We start from the raw sequence: 17981 nt of genomic DNA, 5'->3' as shown, positions 1-17981 counted from the left end.
CACAATAGCAAGAGTGCCGGGTGCGGCATTGCACTAACCGGTCTGCTCATGGTCCATAACCCCCGCACGACCCTCAGCGGTCGAACCGACCGGCCCCGGATCGGTCATTTGATCAAGGACAGTGAAAGCATGCTCGCCGCCACATAATCAGCAACCCCTCCATCCGGTTCCGTGAATCGGGACTCGCCGTACGTTTACCCCTCAATTCCTTTCGAAGATCTGACCCATGCACCTACGCAAAATTGCAGTTGGGCTGTCGGCCCTTGTTTTGCTCTCGCCCGGGGCGCAAGCCCGCAGTCTGCTGGACCTCCTCAAGCCGCCCGCCGCGCAACACGAACAAACCTCCCGCTCAGGCTCGATCAGCCGGAACGCGGCCCTGGACCTCTATTCAAGCAAACAGAAACAGGCCTCGTTCGATGGCTGTGCAGATCTGTTCCCGGCAGCGAAACCGATCAACGCCGCCACTGTGCCTGCATCCATGAAACCCTTGGCATTGTGTTCCGACAACTTCGCGGTGCTGTACTCGCAGACCAGCAAGACCCCGCTGGTGGTGGTCGAACGCTTGAATGCGGCCCAGTTGCGCGATGCCAAAGGGGAGGAGCGCACCAACCAGTTCTACCCGGACCCACGCATTCCCAAGGGTGGGCGCGCAGAGTTGAGCGACTACCGCAGCCAGCATCCGGCCGTGGACCGTGGTCATCAATCCCCGGCAGCCGATGCACCGAACCCCAATGCAATGGCCCAATCCTTTGCGCTGTCGAACATGGTGCCGCAAGACCCGACCAACAACCGCAAGATCTGGAGCAAGGTCGAGTCGGATGTCAGGAAGTTTGCCACGCGAGCCGATGGCAACGTGTTCGTCTTTACCGGTCCGCTCTTCGATCCAGGCCACTCGACCATCGGCGACAACCAGGTCTGGGTGCCGACCCGTCTGTTCAAGCTGGTGTACGACGCCTCGTCCAAACGGGCCTGGGCCTACGTACTGCCCAACGCTGAAACCCGTATCCAGAAGCCGATGGACTACGACACTTTCGTGAAGAGTACCGGGCTCAAATTGCTCGGGAACCTGCCCGTTACAGGTTCCGCAGGGCGCACCTGACGGCAGGATGAGCAGCACCCCACAGGTTGGACGCAACCTGTGGGGTGTTTCATTCACGGATAAGGAGGGCGGGTGATCGCCGTGAGCCATGCTCAAAAGGTCCGGGAATACATTCAGCAAGAAGTAACAAATTGTGAATTTGAACTATACCCAATAGGGCAATCGCTCCTGGCCACGGGGCATGATGCCTCCCCAGATATTCATCCCAGGAAGTTCAACGTCGGACAGACCGAGAAATTCTGCTGATGAACGCTTTGAAAATCCCTGCCAGCAATGCGGTGCGTTTACAGGTTCAAGGTCTGATCAAGCATTAGCCCTGTCCGGCCCCGTGCTGCACGTCGCCAGGCCCAGGTTCAAAACGCTGAACAAGGCAAGGAGTTTGCGATGGCTGATTCAAGCAAGAAAATGACCCTGATGGGGCTCACGACGCTGGTAACGGTCAACATGATGGGCTCGGGCATCATCATGTTGCCCACCAACATGGCTCAACTGGGCGCCGTCTCGCTGCTGTCATGGATCTTTACCGCGATCGGCTCGATGGCGATCGCTTACTGCTTTGCTCAATGCGGAGTCTTCTGTTCGCGTTCCGGCGGTTTGTCCGCCTACACAGAAGAGGCCCATTCAAAGTCGGGTTTTTTCCTCTGCTCGTACCTGTACTTCTTGTCCCTGGCCATCGCCAACGTGGCCGTGGCCATTTCGGCGGTGGGCTACATGACGGCCTTCGTGCCCTGGCTGGGCACGGGGGCCATTCCGCTGTGTGTCGGCACCATCGGGCTGATCTGGCTGACCACCTTCGCCAACTTCGGTGGCCCGGGCATCACCGGCAAGATCGGCGCGTTCACGGTGTGGGGCGTGATCATTCCGGTCGCGGGCCTGAGCATCATCGGCTGGTTCTGGTTCAAGCCCGATGTGCTGGCCGCCGCCTGGAACCCCAACAGCCTGGCGATTTCCGAGGCCATCAGCAAAGCCATCCCCCTGACCCTGTGGGCCTTCCTGGGCATGGAGTCGGCGGCCCAGGCCACCGATGCGGTGGAAAACCCCAAGCGCAACGTGCCGCTGGCCTGCCTGTTCGGCACTCTCGGTGCCGCCGTGGTCTATGTGCTGTCGACCACCGTCATCCAGGGCATCATTCCCAACGTGGAGCTGGCCAAGTCCTCGGCGCCTTTCGCGCTGGTCTACGCCACGATGTTCAATCCGATGGTGGGCAATATCGTCATGGCCCTGGCCGTCATGGCCTGCGTCGGCTCGCTGCTGGGCTGGCAATTCACCCTGGCGCAAACGGCCAAGATGACGGCTGACCAGAACCTGTTCCTCAAGCTGTTCAGCAAGGTCAACTCGATGAATGCGCCCGTCGTCGGCATGATCGTCTGCGGTGTGCTGCAAACCCTCATGGCCCTGTCGACCATCTCGCCCGACGCCGCTGCGCAGTTCAGCAAGCTGGTCAGCCTGGCCGCGGTCACCAACCTGATCCCCTACATCACTGCGCTGACCGGCCTGCTGGTGATCATGCACAAGGCCGGGGTCTCGTCAGCGATTCGCACGCGTAACGTGGTGGTCTTGCTGATTGCCGTCACTTACTCCCTGTACGCCCTGTATGCCTGCGGCAAGGACGCAGTGATGGGTGGCACCCTGGTGCTCGCTGTCGGCTACCTGCTCTACGGATTCCTCGCCAAGCGCTTCACCGAAGTGCCAGCGGCCAATCAGGCCAGGGCCGCAAACCCTCAGGCGTAGCCATCGGGACTGCACAGTCATCTGCATACGGGGAAACCGGACATGAACGTACCATTTGCCACAACCACCAGACTGCTGCTTGCCTTCGCACTCTTGACGCTGCCAATGGTGGCCGGCGCCAACACCCTTGAACGCGTGCGCAGCAGCCACACCTTCACCTTGGGCTACTTGCCAGACCTGGCGCCTTTCAGCAAGCAGGAAGGCGACAAGGCCGGCGGTTATGCCATCGACCTGTGCCTGAAAGTCGCCGACAAGCTCAGGAGCGAGCTGGGCCTGCCCGACCTGCAAGTGCACTACCACCCGGTCACGGTTTCGGACCAGGTCAGTGCCGTAAGCCAGGGCAAGGTGGATATCCTCTGCACGCCGACCGCGCCCACCCTGGAACGGCGCAAGATGATCAGCTACTCGATACCGGTCTACACCGCCGGCCTCTCGGTCGTGGTGCGCAACGATGCGCCTGAACCCTTGCTCAATGTACTCAATGGCAAGGTCGCCAATAGCGGCCCGACCTGGCGTGCCAGCATCAACAATGGCCTGGCCAACCAGACCTACGCGACCCTCGAGGGCGGGGTGACCGAAGACTGGATTCGCGAACGCATGCGCCTGCTCAACGTGATTGCCTCGCTGGTGACCGTGGCCAACAACGACGAGGGCGTCAAGCTGGTCGCCGAGGGCAAGGCCGATGCCTTTTTCTCCGAACGCATGCTGCTGCGAAATGAAGTCGCCAAGGAAGGCGCGGCCAGGAACCTGATGATCCTGGACCGCATCTTCGAGTACTCGCCGGTGGCGATGATGGTCGATCGCAACGACGAAGACTTCCGCCTGCTGGTCGATACGGCCCTGAGTGAAGCCTATTACTCGGGCTACATAGAAAAGGCCTACGACCAGTATCTGGGCGGGAGCAACCTTACCGTGAAGAGGCTGTTCAGGGTCTATGCGTTGCCTTAGTGAAATCGTTGGCAACGGGCCGTCCGCCGACGTAATGCTACTGTAGGAGCGAGCTTGCTCGCGATGGACTCAAGAACGCCGTGTTCAGCCAGTGAGCACGCGTTATCGTTGACGACCTTCGCGAGCAAGCTCGCTCCTACAGGTGATCAGCATTAATTGGCGAAGGCCCTGGCAAAGCAGGAATCGCCCTGTCGCTACTAACGGTTAAAGCGCTCGGCCAGGCTGTGCAGGTAGTCGGCCATGACTTCAAGATCCTGGCTGATCACGGCGCCTTGTTTGGCCTGCCCGGCGCTGTGATCACAGAGTTGGGCAATACGCGTGATCTGCTGATTGATGTCTTCAGCCACGTGACTTTGTTCTTCAGACGCCGAGGCCATTTGCTGGCTCATCCCGGTAATCCGGGTGACGGCCTGACTGATGCCGACCAGCGCCGACTGCACCGCCTCGACACGCTGCATGCTTTCGCGAGAGATCTGCTCGCCACGGCTGGCCGTGGACACTGCGCGATCGGCACCGTCGTACAGCGAAGCAATGATGCCGTGGATCTGTTCGGTGGAGGTGCGAGTGCGTTGTGCCAGGGAGCGCACTTCATCGGCAACCACGGCAAAACCGCGACCTTGCTCACCGGCCCGGGCCGCCTCGATGGCCGCATTGAGCGCGAGCAGGTTGGTCTGTTCGGCAATGGATGTGATGACATCCACGACACTGCCGATCGATTGCGTTTCGCTGGCCAATGCGTTGACCGCCTTGCCGATCTCGTTGACCGCCTCATGCATGGTTTCCATGGCGCTCAGGCTTTGCCGGGCCAGCTCACTGCCCTCACGCGTCAACTGGTCAGCCTGCGATGCGGCATGCGCAGTGCTGATGACGTTCTGGGTGACTTCCTGGATGGTGGCGGCCATCTGTGAGATGGCGGCGGCTGACTGATCGGTTTCACTGCGCTGACGATCAAGCGACTGCGCCTGCGAACCGGAGAGTTCGGACGACTGCGCGGCCTTGGCCTTGACATTGACCCCGGCATCGACGAGTCGGCTCAGGGCGGTCTGCAAGCGCGCTTCCTCACTGACCATGGCCATGTCCAGGCGCCCCTGGGGGCCATGGTTGTCGCTGTAGGTGAGCGCGACCAGTGGATCGGAAAAAGCTTTCGGATGCTCGGCCAGGGTGCGCTCGATGGCCCTGCGATGCCGGGACTCGATCAGGTACCAGGCCATACACAGGCTCGCCACCATCAGCCCCTGTGCCGCCGAATTGGGCAGCCACTGCTCGGCGAGCAATGAAACAGCGCCAGTGATCAGCAACGGCCAGCCGTGTTGCAGCGGCCGGGAAATCCGCGTGCTCAGGGAAACGATGGGCTTGCCGGCCCGCATCCGAGCATAGAGTGCTGCTGCCCGACGAACCTGGTCGCGGCTGGGCAGCGAACGAACCGACTCGTAACCACTCAGGCGTCCGTTTTCATGGATGGGCGTGACGTAGGCACTGACCCAATAGAAATCACCATTTTTCGCGCGGTTTTTCACAATACCCATCCAGGGTTTGCCTTGCTTGATGGTGTGCCACATATGAATGAATACCCCGGGAGGCATGTCGGGGTGTCGAACCAGGTTATGGGGCTGGCCCACCAATTCGTCGTAGGTGAAACCGCTGATGGCAACAAAGGCCTCATTGCAGTAGGTGATCCGGCTATCGAGATCGGTCGTGGAGATCAATCGTTGTTCGGCGGGAAATACTCTTTCATGCTCGGTTACGGGCAAATTCACGCGCATACGATGCGACCCCTCGGATTATTATTATGGTGTTGAGCCTGTAAACCAGAACGGACCCGACGTCAGAACACGGGATTCAACGCGTGCGGGCCCGAAGAGGAATTTATGGAGGGGGGAGGCTGACGGCCATTCATTCGACGACAATTTCTTTTCATTTCATGACAAGTCCACGATGTCGCTGTGGAATCATGGGTGACGTCGAATCGAGTCGGTTTCGGGGCGCGAGGCATAACCTCGGGTGACGGATATCGTCGCCCCTCTATTCAAGGCAGGTTCCAGACATGGCGGGCAAGCCATGGAGAAAGGTGGCAATCTGCCGGCTATTGCGCAAATGCACCACGGGAATGCGCGGGCCCATGGCCAGGCGCACCGCTTCGATACCTGGGCGGTAGCCTCGATCGAAATTCCACACGAACTCAAGGAACGTCAGGAACGCCCGGTCGAGCTTCTCTGCGCAGCCGGCTGCAAGGTCAGGGCGAGGACGGTTCAAGACGCTGCGCAGGATCACTCGGGCGAAGCAGGTGAGTCGCGGCGTATCGAGCCAGATGATCAGGTCGGCCCGGGGCAGGCGCAGGTCAAAGGTGCGCCGGGCATAGTTGCCTTCACAAATCCAGCTATCCGCTGCGATCGCTGCGCTAACCCGCGCGCGGAACTGCACCGCGTCGGGTTCGACCCAGCCGGGCTCCCAGAACAAGGTATCGAGGTGCACCACAGGCAGGCCAAGACGCTTGCCGAGGGTGCGGGCGAGGGTGGATTTGCCGCTGCCGGCATTGCCCAGAATTACAATCCGTTGCATGAGTGACGTCCTGTCAAAAAAAAGATTCTTCACGCATTCCCGGGGAACTGTAGGAGCCAGCCTGCTGGCGATGGACTCCAGTGCGCCGCGTTTATCCAGGCCACACGCGTTATCGTTAACGACCATCGCTGGCAAGCCAGCTCCTACAGGGGACCGTGCCCACGCTAAAACTGTAGGAGCCAGCCTGCTGGCGATGGACTCAAATGCGCCGCGTTTATCCAGTTCACCCGCGTAATCGTTAACGACCATCGCTGGCAAGCCAGCTCCTACAGGGGACCGTGCCCACGCTAAAACTGTAGGAGCCAGCTTGCTGGCGATGGACTCCAGTGCGCCGCGCTCATCCAGTTGACCCGCGTTATCGTTAACGACCATCGCTGGCAAGCCAGCTCCTACAAGGGACTGCGCCCACGCTGAAACTGTAGGAGCCAGCTTGCTGGCGATGGACTCCAGTGCGCCGCGCTCATCCAGTTGACCCGCGTTATCGTTAACGACCATCGCTGGCAAGCCAGCTCCTACAAGGGACTGCGCCCACGCTGAAACTGTAGGAGCCAGCTTGCTGGCGATGGACTCAAGCGCGCCGCGTTCATCCAGTTCACCCGCGTTATCGTTAGCGACCATCGCTGGCAGGCCAGCTCCTACAGGAGCCGCGTTTATCCAGATCACACGCGTTATCGTTAACGACCATCGCTGGCAAGCAAGCGGCCTCCAAACCAGTGAAAGCCCCAAAAACAGCCGGCAATTGTGCAGGGTTTTGCTGGCCAGTCAAAGGCCTCTGGGGAAAACCGCGGTGACATGACGCCTGCCGGCTCGTTTCGTGTCTCAGGCGGAGGCACCCACGCCTTCGGTTTTCTCCTGCGCCGCCACTTCATGCAGGGAAATCCTCGAGGTCTCCGGCAATGCCAGTCCACCCGCCAATGCGAGCAATGCGATCGCGATCAGGTAGAACGCCGGCGACAGGTTGCTGCCGGTGGTGCTGATCAGCCATGTCGCCACCAGCGGCGCGGTGCCGCCGAACAGGGTGTACGCCATGTTGTAGGTGATGGCCGAGGCGGTGTATCGAGTGCGGGTCGGGAAGGTTTCCGAGAGCAAGGCCGCCGTCACCACGCCACACAACACCGCGCCAATCGCCAGGAGCATGACGCCGACGACGGACGCTGCGAACGAGCCGGAGCTGGCCATCAGGAACGATGGATACACGACAACGATCAACAGCGCGCAGGCCGTCATCACCGTCATGCGACGCCCGACCCGGTCGGAATACAGCCCGGCCAGCGGGCAGATCGCCGCGGCGAACAGCAAGGCAATCAGTGACACCAGCAATGCGGTTGCGCGACTCAGGCCACCGGCGACTTGCAGGTACGTCGCGAAATAGGTGGTGAACATATAAAACGACAGGGCGGTCAGTGACACAAAGGCGCCCAGGCAACAGATCGCTGCCCCATGGTTGCGCAAGGTGTCCTTGAGCGGCGAGTGGGCCACCGCATGTTCCTGGGTCACCGCCTGGAATGCCGGCGTCTCGTCGAGCTTCCAGCGCAGGTAAAGCCCCACCAGGCCCAGCGGCGCAGCAATCAGGAACGGCAGGCGCCAACCCCAACTGCCCATGGCTTCGGCCGACAATGACGCCTCGAGCGCGTAGGCCACCACGGCTGCCGCGGCGAAGGCGGAAAATGTCGACACCGGAATGAAGCTGCCGTACCAGGCTCGTTTGTCGCGCGGTGCATGCTCCATCAGGTAGGCACAGGCACCCGCGTATTCGCCCCCGGCGGAAAAACCCTGGGCGCAACGGATCAGCGACAGCAGAATCGGCGCCATGACCCCGATCGCCGCATAAGTGGGCAGCAGACCGATCAGGGTCGTCGCACCCGCCATCAGCAGAATGGTCATCGCCAGGGTTCGCTTGCGGCCGATCCGGTCGCCCAGCATGCCGAAGAAAATCCCGCCAAGGGGCCGAAACGCGAAGGCCACGGCGAACACCGCAAAGGTCTTGAGCAGCGCGGCACTGGCATCGCCACTGGGGAAAAATTGCTGGGCGATGGTCGTGGCCAAAAAGCCATAGACGGCGAAGTCGAACCACTCGACGAAATTGCCGATGCCGGCGGCGACAATCACTCTTCTCAGTGTTCCCGGGCTGACTTGTTCCGTATTTGCGCTCGTCATGCTTGACCTCGACAGTTCGTCAGTAAGCTATCGATTATCGGGGCAGGCACGGCGGCGGCTCACTTCAAAAGTGTCATCCACATAGTCAACACCGACTTCATACCCTTGAATGACCCCTGATTGGCACCAGATCGGCCGTGCCGGGTTTTTCGTGAATTTGTAAAGCACCGCGGGTATTGTCGGTCGCCAGGATCAGATCGATAGGGAAGGGATGAAGATGACATTGACTGCCGAAAGCCTGGTCAGGATCGCAATGACCAATCCGGTCAACGCACAAATTTACACACGCTTGCCCGAGCTCGGCTTGAACCAATGCATGCTCACGGCCGGTTGCCTGTTCCAGGCGGTCTGGAATCATCAGTCACAGCGACCGCCAGAATGGGGGGTGAAGGATTACGACGTCTTTTACTTCGATGATGATCTGTCCTGGGAGGCAGAGAATGAGGTCATCCAGTCAGCCCGGCAGCTGTTCAACGACCTCGACGTGAACGTTGAGGTCAAGAATCAGGCGCGCGTTCACCTGTGGTACAGCCAGCGGTTCGGCGGGGATTATCCCAGGCTCCAGTCGGCCAGGGACGGGGTCGATCGCTACCTGGTTGCCGGTACCTGCATCGGTTGGGATGTCGCCACCGGCGAGGTCTATGCCCCCAACGGCCTGGCCGACACAGAGCACGGGCTGCTTCGAATCAATCCAGGAAATCCCAGGCCGGACCTGTTCGATCAGAAGGCCAGAAGTTATCAGGCTCGCTGGCCATGGCTCAGGATCATCGCGCCGCACAGTTGAACGCAAGCAGCTGAACTTACCGATTCGGGCCTCAGATCCTTTGAGGCCCTCGTCGCTAAAGCCAGGTTGAAACTCAGTTCTTCACTACCGGCACCGTCACGGTTTTGCCGAAGGCCGACTTGATGGTCGCCGTCGGGGCAGGCGACGGGCCGCTGCCGACGGTTGTCACCGCTATATTCCAGCGCGCGCCTGTAGGCGTAGTGGTCAGGGTGGCGGTGCCAAGGTTCACCGTACCGGTTGTTGTCGTGGCCGTCGCCGTGATGGTATTGCCCGTGCCACGCGAGGTGGTGCCGGACAGTACCCAATACCAGCGGCTGTTGCTGCGGGAGGTGACGGTAGCGCCGGTGACGATCAGGTTCTCGACGACCCCTGCCGAGACCGCCACGGATACCGTGGCCAGTTCCGATTCCGCACCCTTGGCATCGGCGGCCTGATAGGTAAAGGTCGCGGTGAACGGCGCGGCGACCGTGGCCGGTGGCGTGTAGATCACGCGCAGGCCATCGGTGCTGACCGAGCCCTTGCCGGAGTCCGGTTGTGCCAGGCCCACTACTTTAAGCGGCACGTTACCGTCAGGGTCTGTGTCGTTGGCCAGCACGTTGATGGTCACCGGTTGGCCGGTGTTGCTGATGGCGCTGTCGGGGTTGGCGATTGGTTTTTGGTTATCGTCGTTGGTACGGGTATCGCCCGTGCGGAAGGTAGGCAGCGCGGCGGAGTTGACGTAGGTCACGCCGTCCCAGCCAGGCAGAGGCGTTGGCATCAACTGGAACTGGCCCGGGTTCTCGGTATCCCAGCGCAGCAACATGGACGTGTCCTCATGCTGGGTGTTGTGGCAGTGCTCCATGTAGGTCCCGGCGAATTCACGGAAGCGGATCGCGATGTCCACGTCCACCGTACTGTCGATGCCCTGGCCGATAAGATAGACGTCCTTGCGTGCCCATTTTTCCCATTCCGGCGGTGCCTTGCCGTCGCGGCTGAGGACGACGCCTTCTTCGAAATGCACGTGTACCGGGTGGCTCCAGCCGTTGCCGCCGTTCTTGATTTTCCACACTTCCAGGGTGCCGTCGCCGGAGAACCCGGCAGGGGTCGGGCCGGTGGCCAGTTGCGGCGCGGCGCTGATCCGGCGAAGGTCGGCGCGGTTGCCGAAACCACCGTCGGTCTTGATGGTCCAGGGTTCTCCGTCGGTGCCGTCGGAGCGGCCGAAGATAAACTCGCGATGCCGCACTGTCTTGAGCTTGGCCTGCATCGTTGGATCGTCGCGGTTGACCGTCAGCGGAATCATGACCTTGCCGACCGGTTTACCCGGTTTGGCGGGTTCATAGTCAGCGGGGTTCATGCTCACGTCCTGGCCGGCATAAGGCTGGACCACCATCTGCATGAACTTGCCCACCGCCGGGTCACCCAAGTCCCATTCCAGCCCCTTGCTGCCCAGTTTGAGCACCGCTTTGTACTTGCCGGACAGCACATCGGCCAGGCTCAGCGGAATACTCTCCGGACCCTTGCCGTTCTGATGCTCCATCAGGTTGACGAAGTACAGCTTGTCGCCGGTCTTGATCCCGTATTTCGAGAAGTTGACGATGATGTCGAAGCGCTCGGCAATGCCCTGGGTGGGCAGGATCGAGTTGTGGTCCTGCACATCGCCGTCGGCGTCCAGGTCCATGCTGCCGTCGAACGGCACGGCGTGTTCCATGAGGTTGCCGTCGTTGGCGATCATGTGGAACGGCACACGGGTATAGGACAGGCCGGAACCTGCCGGACCGGGGAATTCGCCACCGGTGCCGACGACTTCACGCACCAGCGCGATCTTGAAGAAACGCGACACCGAGCCGTTGAGAATGCGGAAACGATAGCTGCGCGCACGCACGTTCAGGCGCGGCTGGTACTGCCAGTTGACCAGGATCTGATCGCCGAGGAAGCCATCGGTGTTGAACGGGTTGAACCACAACTGGCCATTGGCATCCCAGGCCTTGTCGGCCACCATCAGGTTGACGTCGTAGTCACGGTTACCCCAGGGCAAGGCCGAACCGCTGGGCAGGCGCAGGTTGACGCCGTCTTCCATGGCTTCGTTACCGCGATCCATGGCGCTGTAGTAGTTCATCATCACCGCGTTGCCCTTGTAGACGTTCTGCGCGGTGAAATCGAGCATGTGGTCGTGGAACCAGTGGGTGCTCATGGTCTCGCGCCAGTCGCCACGGATCTTGATGCTGCCGTTGTTGCAGGTCTTGAGGCCCGGAGTGGCGTCGTTGACGAACAGGGTTTCACCCGGGGCGCAGGGGAAGGCCGCGCGCGGATCCTGCGCAGTGGTGTTGATGCTGTCATAGCCGGCCAACTGGATCGGCCAACGATAGTCGTAGTACTGCCCCGGAAAGAAAAACGCATTGGCATAGCCGTCGCTTTCGGCCGGGGAGTGGCCGTTGTGTTCGTGGGTGCTGAGGGTGTGCAGTCCAAACCCCATGTTGGCCGAGGGATCGATCGGCAGGGCGTTGTAGTGTCGCATCAGCACCGGTTGGCCGTAGCGCACCATCAACAGTTTTGGTGGAAAGGTGCCGTCGAAGGTCCAGAGCGCCTTGTGGTTCTGAATCGGCATGTTGGGGTGAAAACGCGTGTCGATGCCTTTGGTGGTGCCCGCGATGACCGGGGCGTCCGACGTCTGGTTGTAGAGCCCGCCTGGCCCGAATTCACCGACGGCGTAGTTGTGCAACTGGCGGCGGTCGCGCATGCCGCCGTTGAGCTTGGCGCCCGCTTGGGCGGTCTTGAAGGCGACCTGTGGGTAGAACTCGTTCCAGCGCTGGTGCGACCAGCCTTTTCCTGGCGGACGCCCCTCGGCCGGCGAGCCGACCGGATGGCGGTTGAGGAAGGCTTCTACCTGCGCTTTCCACGGGTTACGGTCCAGCACGTTGGAATACTGTGACGGAAACGGGTACAGCCCGGGCTGGCGCATGAAAGCTTCGAGCGACGCAGCCGAAGGGCCGCTGCGGGCGATGCTGTTCGGGTCCTGCACGGGCGCCGGGCCGACGGTTGGAGGCGGGAAGGTCAGGGGCGGTGCCGGCAGTGTCGGGTCGAGTTTTTCCGTGCCGAATTCTTCGAACAACAGCAGTTGCTGAGTGTACGGCTGCGCCCCGAACAACGGGCTGGGCTTGCCGTTGGTGGGAATCTTGAACGATGTCTGCAAGGCTGGCGGCAGCACGTTCTCGGCCCGTGGCGTGTACCGGTCGCCATACACACCGTTGGGCAGGGCGATGGCGCCCACGTTGGTGGGTGGCATGGTCAGAATGGCATCCAGCGCGGCCTTGGGGTCGGCCGGCGGGTTGGTAAACGCTGAGGGGTCCGTCGGTGGCGGCGGGCTGACATCGTCCAGTGGCGCAGCGTCTGCCGTGGCCAGGGAAAGGAGCATCGCACAAGGCAGGCTTGATCTGCGCAGCCGGTCGAAGGAATTGCATGGTGGTGTCGCGCTTTTCATTTTTTTACCCCTCGGCTGATGTCCCGTCGTCTCCATGTCCGGGACGACCGCTGTGGTGGGCACAAGTGGGGGGAGTGCAACTAATGAGCCATCACCCGGGCAAAGAAAAAATCCAGGTAAATGAACAGGTTGTTGACTGGATCATGGGCGACAGATGCGGGGGATATTCCTCCGGTTTGGTGGTGATTACCCGGAAGGGTGGGTGAAGTAACCCAGTTATGGGGAAAGTGGCAGCCCGGCCTGAATGGTTAAGCTGATATCATTCAAGAAATACCGGTTGAGCAGAACAGCATGAATCGTCGCAAGAAAATAAATCAGTTGTTAAAGGCTAACGCCAAAAAGGCGAGTGCCAAACTGGCACCGAAAAGCAAGGATAAGTACATCAGCAAGGCTGACCGATTGAAGCTGGCTGCCGAAGCGGCTCAAGACCCGGTTGTTGCCAGCGAGAGCTGATCCGCGCAGCTCACGCCCCCTTTTTCCAATCAGGGCGCTCTGCCACCACCCACTCAGCGAATACCGGCGCCCGCCATGGACTCCGGCACCCACTGCGCCGTCGATAGCGGCTCGATGTAGCGGATGCCGCCATGAGGGCCCACCACGCCATTGATGTTATAGGTGCCTTTCGACAGGTCGTACGTCATGAAGGGCGTGGCATCCGGGACTTGCTGGTCATAGCTCTGGCTGAAGAAAGCGAAGGAGCCGCGATACAGCTGGCCACGGGTGTCGTACTGGTCGGAAGCCACCGCGGCCCAGGTATCTTCATCCAGGTAAAAGCGGCGCTTCTGGTAGATGTGCCTGGCGCCGGGCTTGAGGTTGCCCTCCACGACGTAGACCCGGTGTTTTTCCCAGCGAACGAAATCCGGGGCAATGAAATTCGGCGTGGTCAGGGATTTGGCGTCGCGAGCGTAGGTGAGTTTGTAGGTGTTGTAGGGCACGATCATTTCCTGCTTGCCAACCAGCGTCCAGTCATACAGCTCGAGCGCACGGGCAGTACCGGGGTTGGGGGTGTCGTAGGCCAGGATCGAAATCTGCTTGACCCGGCGCTGGGCCGGCATGTACTGCCAGGCGCGGCCGGGAAACTCCGATGGATTGGTGGCGTTCTTGAGCATGATCGACTCGCCGGCTCGGCGCGCAGGCCCGGTATAGGACAATTTCAACTGATAATAAATGTCCGAGCTGTTGAACGGCTTGGACATGTTCTCGTAGATCGGGAAGGAGACGAATGCCTCGCCGGTGACCGCCAGGCTCGGTACGCCGGCCGTGTCGACCGTCCAGGAGTCGTACTTGGAATGGATGTTGACGCCCTGGTAGCGCAGCAGGAAGTTCCACATCGCTTCGGCGCCTGATTGCGGGATCGGGAACGGCACCCCGGGCATCACATTGTCGATGGCGATCCCGCCGTTAAGCGACCTGGCATGGGTGGCATTCCGGCGGCTGTTGTCCAGTACCGCCTGGGGCAGCGATGCCGTGCGGTGGGTCGGATACACGTCGATGCGAAAGCCGGGGTAGCGCCTGGCCAGTGCTACGGTGGTGGCGGTGAGCATGCTTTTGTACGAATCGACGTTCCTGGCGTTGATCACCAGCAGCGGTTTTTCGCCGGCAAAAGGGTCCGGGCGCATGCTGTCGCCGGACTTGAAACCGGGCGGGGCGGTGGTCAGGCCACCGTTGTAGGGCGGAATGGAGCCATCGGCATTACCGGCCTTTTCGGCACCCACCCACGTCAGGCTGCTGCCCAACCGGGCGGCTTCCTGGCTCGATACATAGGCTTGGGCATCGATGGCCAGCGCCAGTAGGGGTACGGCAGCCAGAAGAGTTTTCACGAATTTCATATTGTTGTTCTCCTGCCTGGCGTTCCAGGCAACTTCTTCCCGGAAAGCTGTAGGAACCAGCTTGCTGGCGATGGACTCACTAGCGCCGCGTTAATCCAGTTCACACGCGTTATCGTTAACGACCATCGCCAGCAAGCTGGCTCCTACAGGTATTGTGTTTCCCGGGATTGCGTGAAGAACCATTAAAAGCCCCACGCATCACAGGCGCTTTTCATTCGACGACAGCCCCTTGGCTATTGATGACAGGCCCGGTTGGCCTCGGCGGGCATTTCGATGGCGTGATCGCTGAGAGTGACCGTCACTTGTTTGTATTTCCCAGCGGAATCATTGAGTTACTGAATGGTCATAGCCATGGCTGAACGTTTCGAGCAGCCGTGACCCTTCCATAATCCCGACATTCAGGACGTTTTCATGAATCGCGCAGTAATCTTGATCGTGGCCATTTCCAGCGCCGTGTTGTTGGGAGGCTGCGGCCCGCATTGGGATGACGGAGAGCGGTACGGGCGATATCACGATCATGATCATCGACGTGGTGACGACTGGAGAGGGGGCGATGATCGAGGTTATGACCGTGACGATGATCGTCGTGGCTATGATCGTAGCGACCATGATCGCGATCACCGTCGCTACCGTGATCACGATGACAATGACGACTGACAGGTCGCATTGAAATCCTGGGGGCTAGTGGGCAGCTGCTGTGAAACCCGGCCCGCCGCAGAGCTTGTGCCTGAGGCTGGAGAACAGAAAATCGAACATCTCTTTCTTGCAGGCATCCAGCGGAATCGCTTCGAGTGATAGAAGCCAGAGACCCGATCCTTGCCCTGTCCCCGTCATGAACCCCGGAAGCTGGACAAGCCCGGGGTCGGGCTCGGCAAAGGCTTGCCACATCAGCGCGACATTTTGACCCGCTTGAGTGGCCGCCTTGAGCGCGGCCCAGGAGTCTACCCAGCTACCGGTCCGGGCGTCTTCCTTGAGATGACGGGTCATCCAGCTTGCCAGCATGCAACCGTTCATGTCTTCAGACCACCCAACCCAGGTTGAGTGCTCCGGGCCCACACGGGGGCGAGGGGGACTCGCGGCGCCATAAACCGCAAGTGACAATCTACCCAGGCAAAGCCCTGTCAAATACTCAGGCCTTGCCCTCAAAACCCCCAGGGCAATGTCGGCTTTGCGTTGGGTCAGAGCGATTGCCGGGTCGCGTACGCTAGAAACTTCAACGGTCACTTCGGCATGGGTCTGTTGAAAGCGCATGATGTCGGGGAGCAGGTCGTTGCCCAGTTCCGCTGCGACGGCAACGCGAACATGTCCTTCCAGTGCGCCTTGTTGCTTGATGAGTGTGGATGACAACTGCGCGACATGCTTTTCGAGTTGCTTAGCACACTTCAAGACTTTGACGCCTACTTCAGTTGGATGATATCCGGACGCCGATTGTTTGAAGAGTGGACTGCCGATGCGTTTTTCCAGTGCTTCGACACGACGGCCTACAGTTGTTCGATTAACCCCCAACGCTTTCGCGCCGCCCAAATAGGAGCCCGCTTCAACGGCGGCGAGGAAATAACGTAGATCGTCCCAGTCCAGCATTCTCGAAGCACCTTTTTGTTCTAATAGTGTTGGCTCGTGCAGCCCGATCTTTCCCCTCAAACACGGGTTTTACTTGTGCTGGATCAGTACCTGGTTAAGGGCGGGCTGTGCATAAAAGCACGTAGAGGGGCAGCGATCAACCATCTGGTAAACCCGGAACTCAAAGCGGCCTCATGGCGTGCACGGTGTATGCCTGCATTAAGGCAACTTGGCTGTAGAGTGCGAGAAAGCACTGCTGCGTGCAAATTTGAACCTTTACACAGAGTTCTGCCACTACTAGTTTTCTTCACATTCATCTGTAGGCGGTTGGCCCTGAAAGTTAACTTCAATAGCGGAAGGAAGATGGTTGATTTTGCACGGATAATCTCGAAGTTGCCTGATCACTATGTATGTGGCCAGCATTGCTTTGGACCGGGGCTATAAGCTCGAATGAATAATGTTGACTGGTAACGCACCCATTAATCACGATCACTTCATGATGAACTTCGAAATGTAAGTGAGGGCGCTGGAATATTTGTTTCTTGCGAAAGAGAGGAGTTGCTGTCTGGTTCTGACGCATAGGGTGACGCACAAAAAACAATAAAAACCTGGAGATACAACCGTGAAAAAAGACTTTTTTTCTGAACGATTCCCCAAGGGATGGTTTGGTGTGCTCTTTTCAAGTGAGCTGGCCGCAGGGGAAATAAAATCGTTCAAGTACTTCAATCGGGACTACGTGGCTTTTCGGAGTGAAAACCAGGAAGTGGCGATACTCGATGCGCATTGCCCTCACCTTGGCGCCCACCTTGGCGGCGGCAGTTGCGTAGGAAATACCATTCGCTGTCCCTTCCACGGGTGGCAGTTCGATCAGGAGGGAAAGTGCACCGCCATTCCGTACTCGGAGCGTATTCCACCCAAGGCGAAGGAAGGCGCCCTGAAATGGCACCACGTGCGCGAACTCAACCAGATGATTCATCTCTGGTTCGACCCTGAAGGCGGCGAGCCCGAATGGGAGGTTCCGCGGTCAGCCGAAATGAGTGGGGAGGAGGGCTGGACGCGTTGGTACTTCAAGCGCTGGAGGATCAAGACCCAGGGTAAGGAGATCATCGAAAACCTGGTGGATACCCCGCACTTCGCCATCGTTCACCAGTCGCCCATCGACAAGATCACCGTTGAGTACGACAGGCACATCGCGCGGCAGATTTCCTTGATTGGCCAGCACCCCACACTGGGCAGTCAACTGGAGACGGTGGCCACCTACTTCGGACCCGGCGTCATGCACGTTGAAATGCAGGGTACCCACGAAAGCCGTCAGGTCAACTTCCATACGCCGGTCGATCACGAGAGTCTGGACCTTTGCTACGGATTGAAACTGCGCCATGATCATGCGATTGCGGATATTGACGCCATTGCCGAGGAATACGCCGGGTTTGCCCATAAGGCCTTCTACGAGGATGTCGAAATCTGGGAGAACAAGGTTTATCGCGAGTCTCCGCTGTTGTGCCAGGCGGACGGTCAGCTGTTCGAATTGAGAAAGTGGTATCGACAGTTTTTTGTTGATGCGCCACCTCAAGCCAACATTGCCTGATCAATGGTCCCATCCATAGAAAGCACTACAAGAACGCCACTCGATAGAGTGGCGTTTTCTTTGTCTGGACCAGTTGCCGCCACTGCGGTTCTCGCGTCATTCAGGACGATGGAACGCTTCATAGAGACGCTGGCCCGGGCAATACGCAGCGAATAATTTGCAGCCCGTCTCATACCTGGTACTAAAGTGAACAAATCATTGAAAAAAAAGCTATAAGCTATAGATAAGATGATAGGTGGCATATTGCTAGCAATCAGTCAGTGAGTGTC

13 protein-coding genes and 1 pseudogene are annotated in these 17981 nt (G+C 59.6%); 7 read left to right on the top strand and 7 right to left on the bottom strand.

Features of this window, described 5'->3' with window-relative positions; all coding sequences use genetic code 11:
- Window positions 1-226 precede the first annotated feature (226 nt).
- The 3 genes from AB7M25_RS15915 to AB7M25_RS15905 all read left to right on the top strand — a co-directional run bounded on the left by AB7M25_RS15915 (window position 227) and on the right by AB7M25_RS15905 (window position 3778).
- Window positions 227-1099, top strand: coding sequence for a DNA/RNA non-specific endonuclease (locus tag AB7M25_RS15915; RefSeq protein WP_429385316.1), 873 nt, complete (start codon window positions 227-229; stop codon window positions 1097-1099).
- Between the two features lie 384 nt (window positions 1100-1483).
- The gene (potE, locus tag AB7M25_RS15910) at window positions 1484-2830 is read left to right on the top strand and encodes a putrescine-ornithine antiporter (protein ID WP_429518139.1); all 1347 of its coding nucleotides are present in this window, start codon (window positions 1484-1486) and stop codon (window positions 2828-2830) included.
- Window positions 2831-2872: 42 nt separating this feature from the next.
- Window positions 2873-3778, top strand: coding sequence for an amino acid ABC transporter substrate-binding protein (locus tag AB7M25_RS15905; RefSeq protein ID WP_454237607.1), 906 nt, complete (start codon window positions 2873-2875; stop codon window positions 3776-3778).
- A 197-nt stretch (window positions 3779-3975) separates the two neighbouring features.
- Here the strand turns inward: AB7M25_RS15905 and AB7M25_RS15900 are convergent, their stop codons facing one another.
- The 4 genes and pseudogenes from AB7M25_RS15900 to AB7M25_RS15885 form a co-directional block, all read right to left on the bottom strand.
- A complete protein-coding gene (locus tag AB7M25_RS15900; RefSeq protein ID WP_429561632.1) occupies window positions 3976-5007 on the bottom strand; it encodes a methyl-accepting chemotaxis protein in 1032 nt (343 codons plus the stop codon).
- A gap of 255 nt (window positions 5008-5262) precedes the next feature.
- Window positions 5263-5541: pseudogene (locus tag AB7M25_RS15895) on the bottom strand (PAS domain-containing protein); the annotation flags it as partial.
- A gap of 259 nt (window positions 5542-5800) precedes the next feature.
- On the bottom strand, window positions 5801-6337 hold the full coding sequence (locus tag AB7M25_RS15890) for an AAA family ATPase (protein ID WP_454238362.1): 537 nt from the start codon (window positions 6335-6337) through the stop codon (window positions 5801-5803).
- 819 nt (window positions 6338-7156) lie between these two features.
- The gene (locus AB7M25_RS15885) at window positions 7157-8494 is read right to left on the bottom strand and encodes an MFS transporter (RefSeq protein ID WP_454237606.1); all 1338 of its coding nucleotides are present in this window, start codon (window positions 8492-8494) and stop codon (window positions 7157-7159) included.
- 253 nt (window positions 8495-8747) lie between these two features.
- Between AB7M25_RS15885 and AB7M25_RS15880 the strand changes: the two genes are divergently transcribed.
- Window positions 8748-9278 (top strand): nucleotidyltransferase family protein, encoded by a 531-nt coding sequence (locus tag AB7M25_RS15880; RefSeq protein WP_218474574.1) that lies wholly within the window; start codon window positions 8748-8750, stop codon window positions 9276-9278.
- A gap of 73 nt (window positions 9279-9351) precedes the next feature.
- Here the strand turns inward: AB7M25_RS15880 and AB7M25_RS15875 are convergent, their stop codons facing one another.
- Window positions 9352-12669 carry an Ig-like domain-containing protein gene (locus tag AB7M25_RS15875; RefSeq protein WP_454237605.1) on the bottom strand — a complete coding sequence of 1106 codons (3318 nt, stop codon included), beginning with the start codon at window positions 12667-12669 and terminating at the stop codon, window positions 9352-9354.
- 357 nt (window positions 12670-13026) lie between these two features.
- Here AB7M25_RS15875 and AB7M25_RS15870 point away from each other — a divergent pair, with 357 nt between their 5' ends.
- The gene (locus AB7M25_RS15870; RefSeq protein WP_007974875.1) at window positions 13027-13188 is read left to right on the top strand and encodes a DUF2986 domain-containing protein; all 162 of its coding nucleotides are present in this window, start codon (window positions 13027-13029) and stop codon (window positions 13186-13188) included.
- Between the two features lie 53 nt (window positions 13189-13241).
- On the opposite strand, the gene AB7M25_RS15865 is transcribed toward AB7M25_RS15870, so the two are convergent.
- Window positions 13242-14564, bottom strand: a complete 1323-nt coding sequence (locus tag AB7M25_RS15865) for a DUF1329 domain-containing protein (protein WP_454237604.1) — start codon at window positions 14562-14564, stop codon at window positions 13242-13244.
- 411 nt (window positions 14565-14975) lie between these two features.
- Here AB7M25_RS15865 and AB7M25_RS15860 point away from each other — a divergent pair, with 411 nt between their 5' ends.
- The gene (locus tag AB7M25_RS15860; RefSeq protein ID WP_454237603.1) at window positions 14976-15221 is read left to right on the top strand and encodes a hypothetical protein; all 246 of its coding nucleotides are present in this window, start codon (window positions 14976-14978) and stop codon (window positions 15219-15221) included.
- Between the two features lie 24 nt (window positions 15222-15245).
- On the opposite strand, the gene AB7M25_RS15855 is transcribed toward AB7M25_RS15860, so the two are convergent.
- Complete coding sequence (locus tag AB7M25_RS15855) at window positions 15246-16145, bottom strand: LysR family transcriptional regulator (protein ID WP_454237602.1); 900 nt, start codon at window positions 16143-16145, stop codon at window positions 15246-15248.
- Between the two features lie 601 nt (window positions 16146-16746).
- Here AB7M25_RS15855 and AB7M25_RS15850 point away from each other — a divergent pair.
- Window positions 16747-17712 (top strand): Rieske 2Fe-2S domain-containing protein, encoded by a 966-nt coding sequence (locus AB7M25_RS15850; protein WP_454237601.1) that lies wholly within the window; start codon window positions 16747-16749, stop codon window positions 17710-17712.
- Window positions 17713-17981: the final 269 nt, after the last annotated feature.

It is taken from the genome of Pseudomonas sp. AP3_22 TE3818, assembly GCF_053628995.1.
This window is presented reverse-complemented; position numbering and strand designations above follow the sequence as displayed.

Coding starts and splice junctions, on each gene's coding strand:
- AB7M25_RS15915 (WP_429385316.1), top strand. CDS start 227: ATGCACCTACGCAAAATTGCAGTTGGGCTGTCGGCCCTTGTTTTGCTC.
- potE (WP_429518139.1), top strand. CDS start 1,484: ATGGCTGATTCAAGCAAGAAAATGACCCTGATGGGGCTCACGACGCTG.
- AB7M25_RS15905 (WP_454237607.1), top strand. CDS start 2,873: ATGAACGTACCATTTGCCACAACCACCAGACTGCTGCTTGCCTTCGCA.
- AB7M25_RS15900 (WP_429561632.1), bottom strand. CDS start 5,007: ATGGTGGCGAGCCTGTGTATGGCCTGGTACCTGATCGAGTCCCGGCAT.
- AB7M25_RS15890 (WP_454238362.1), bottom strand. CDS start 6,337: ATGCAACGGATTGTAATTCTGGGCAATGCCGGCAGCGGCAAATCCACC.
- AB7M25_RS15885 (WP_454237606.1), bottom strand. CDS start 8,494: ATGACGAGCGCAAATACGGAACAAGTCAGCCCGGGAACACTGAGAAGA.
- AB7M25_RS15880 (WP_218474574.1), top strand. CDS start 8,748: ATGACCAATCCGGTCAACGCACAAATTTACACACGCTTGCCCGAGCTC.
- AB7M25_RS15875 (WP_454237605.1), bottom strand. CDS start 12,669: ATGCTCCTTTCCCTGGCCACGGCAGACGCTGCGCCACTGGACGATGTC.
- AB7M25_RS15870 (WP_007974875.1), top strand. CDS start 13,027: ATGAATCGTCGCAAGAAAATAAATCAGTTGTTAAAGGCTAACGCCAAA.
- AB7M25_RS15865 (WP_454237604.1), bottom strand. CDS start 14,564: ATGAAATTCGTGAAAACTCTTCTGGCTGCCGTACCCCTACTGGCGCTG.
- AB7M25_RS15860 (WP_454237603.1), top strand. CDS start 14,976: ATGAATCGCGCAGTAATCTTGATCGTGGCCATTTCCAGCGCCGTGTTG.
- AB7M25_RS15855 (WP_454237602.1), bottom strand. CDS start 16,145: ATGCTGGACTGGGACGATCTACGTTATTTCCTCGCCGCCGTTGAAGCG.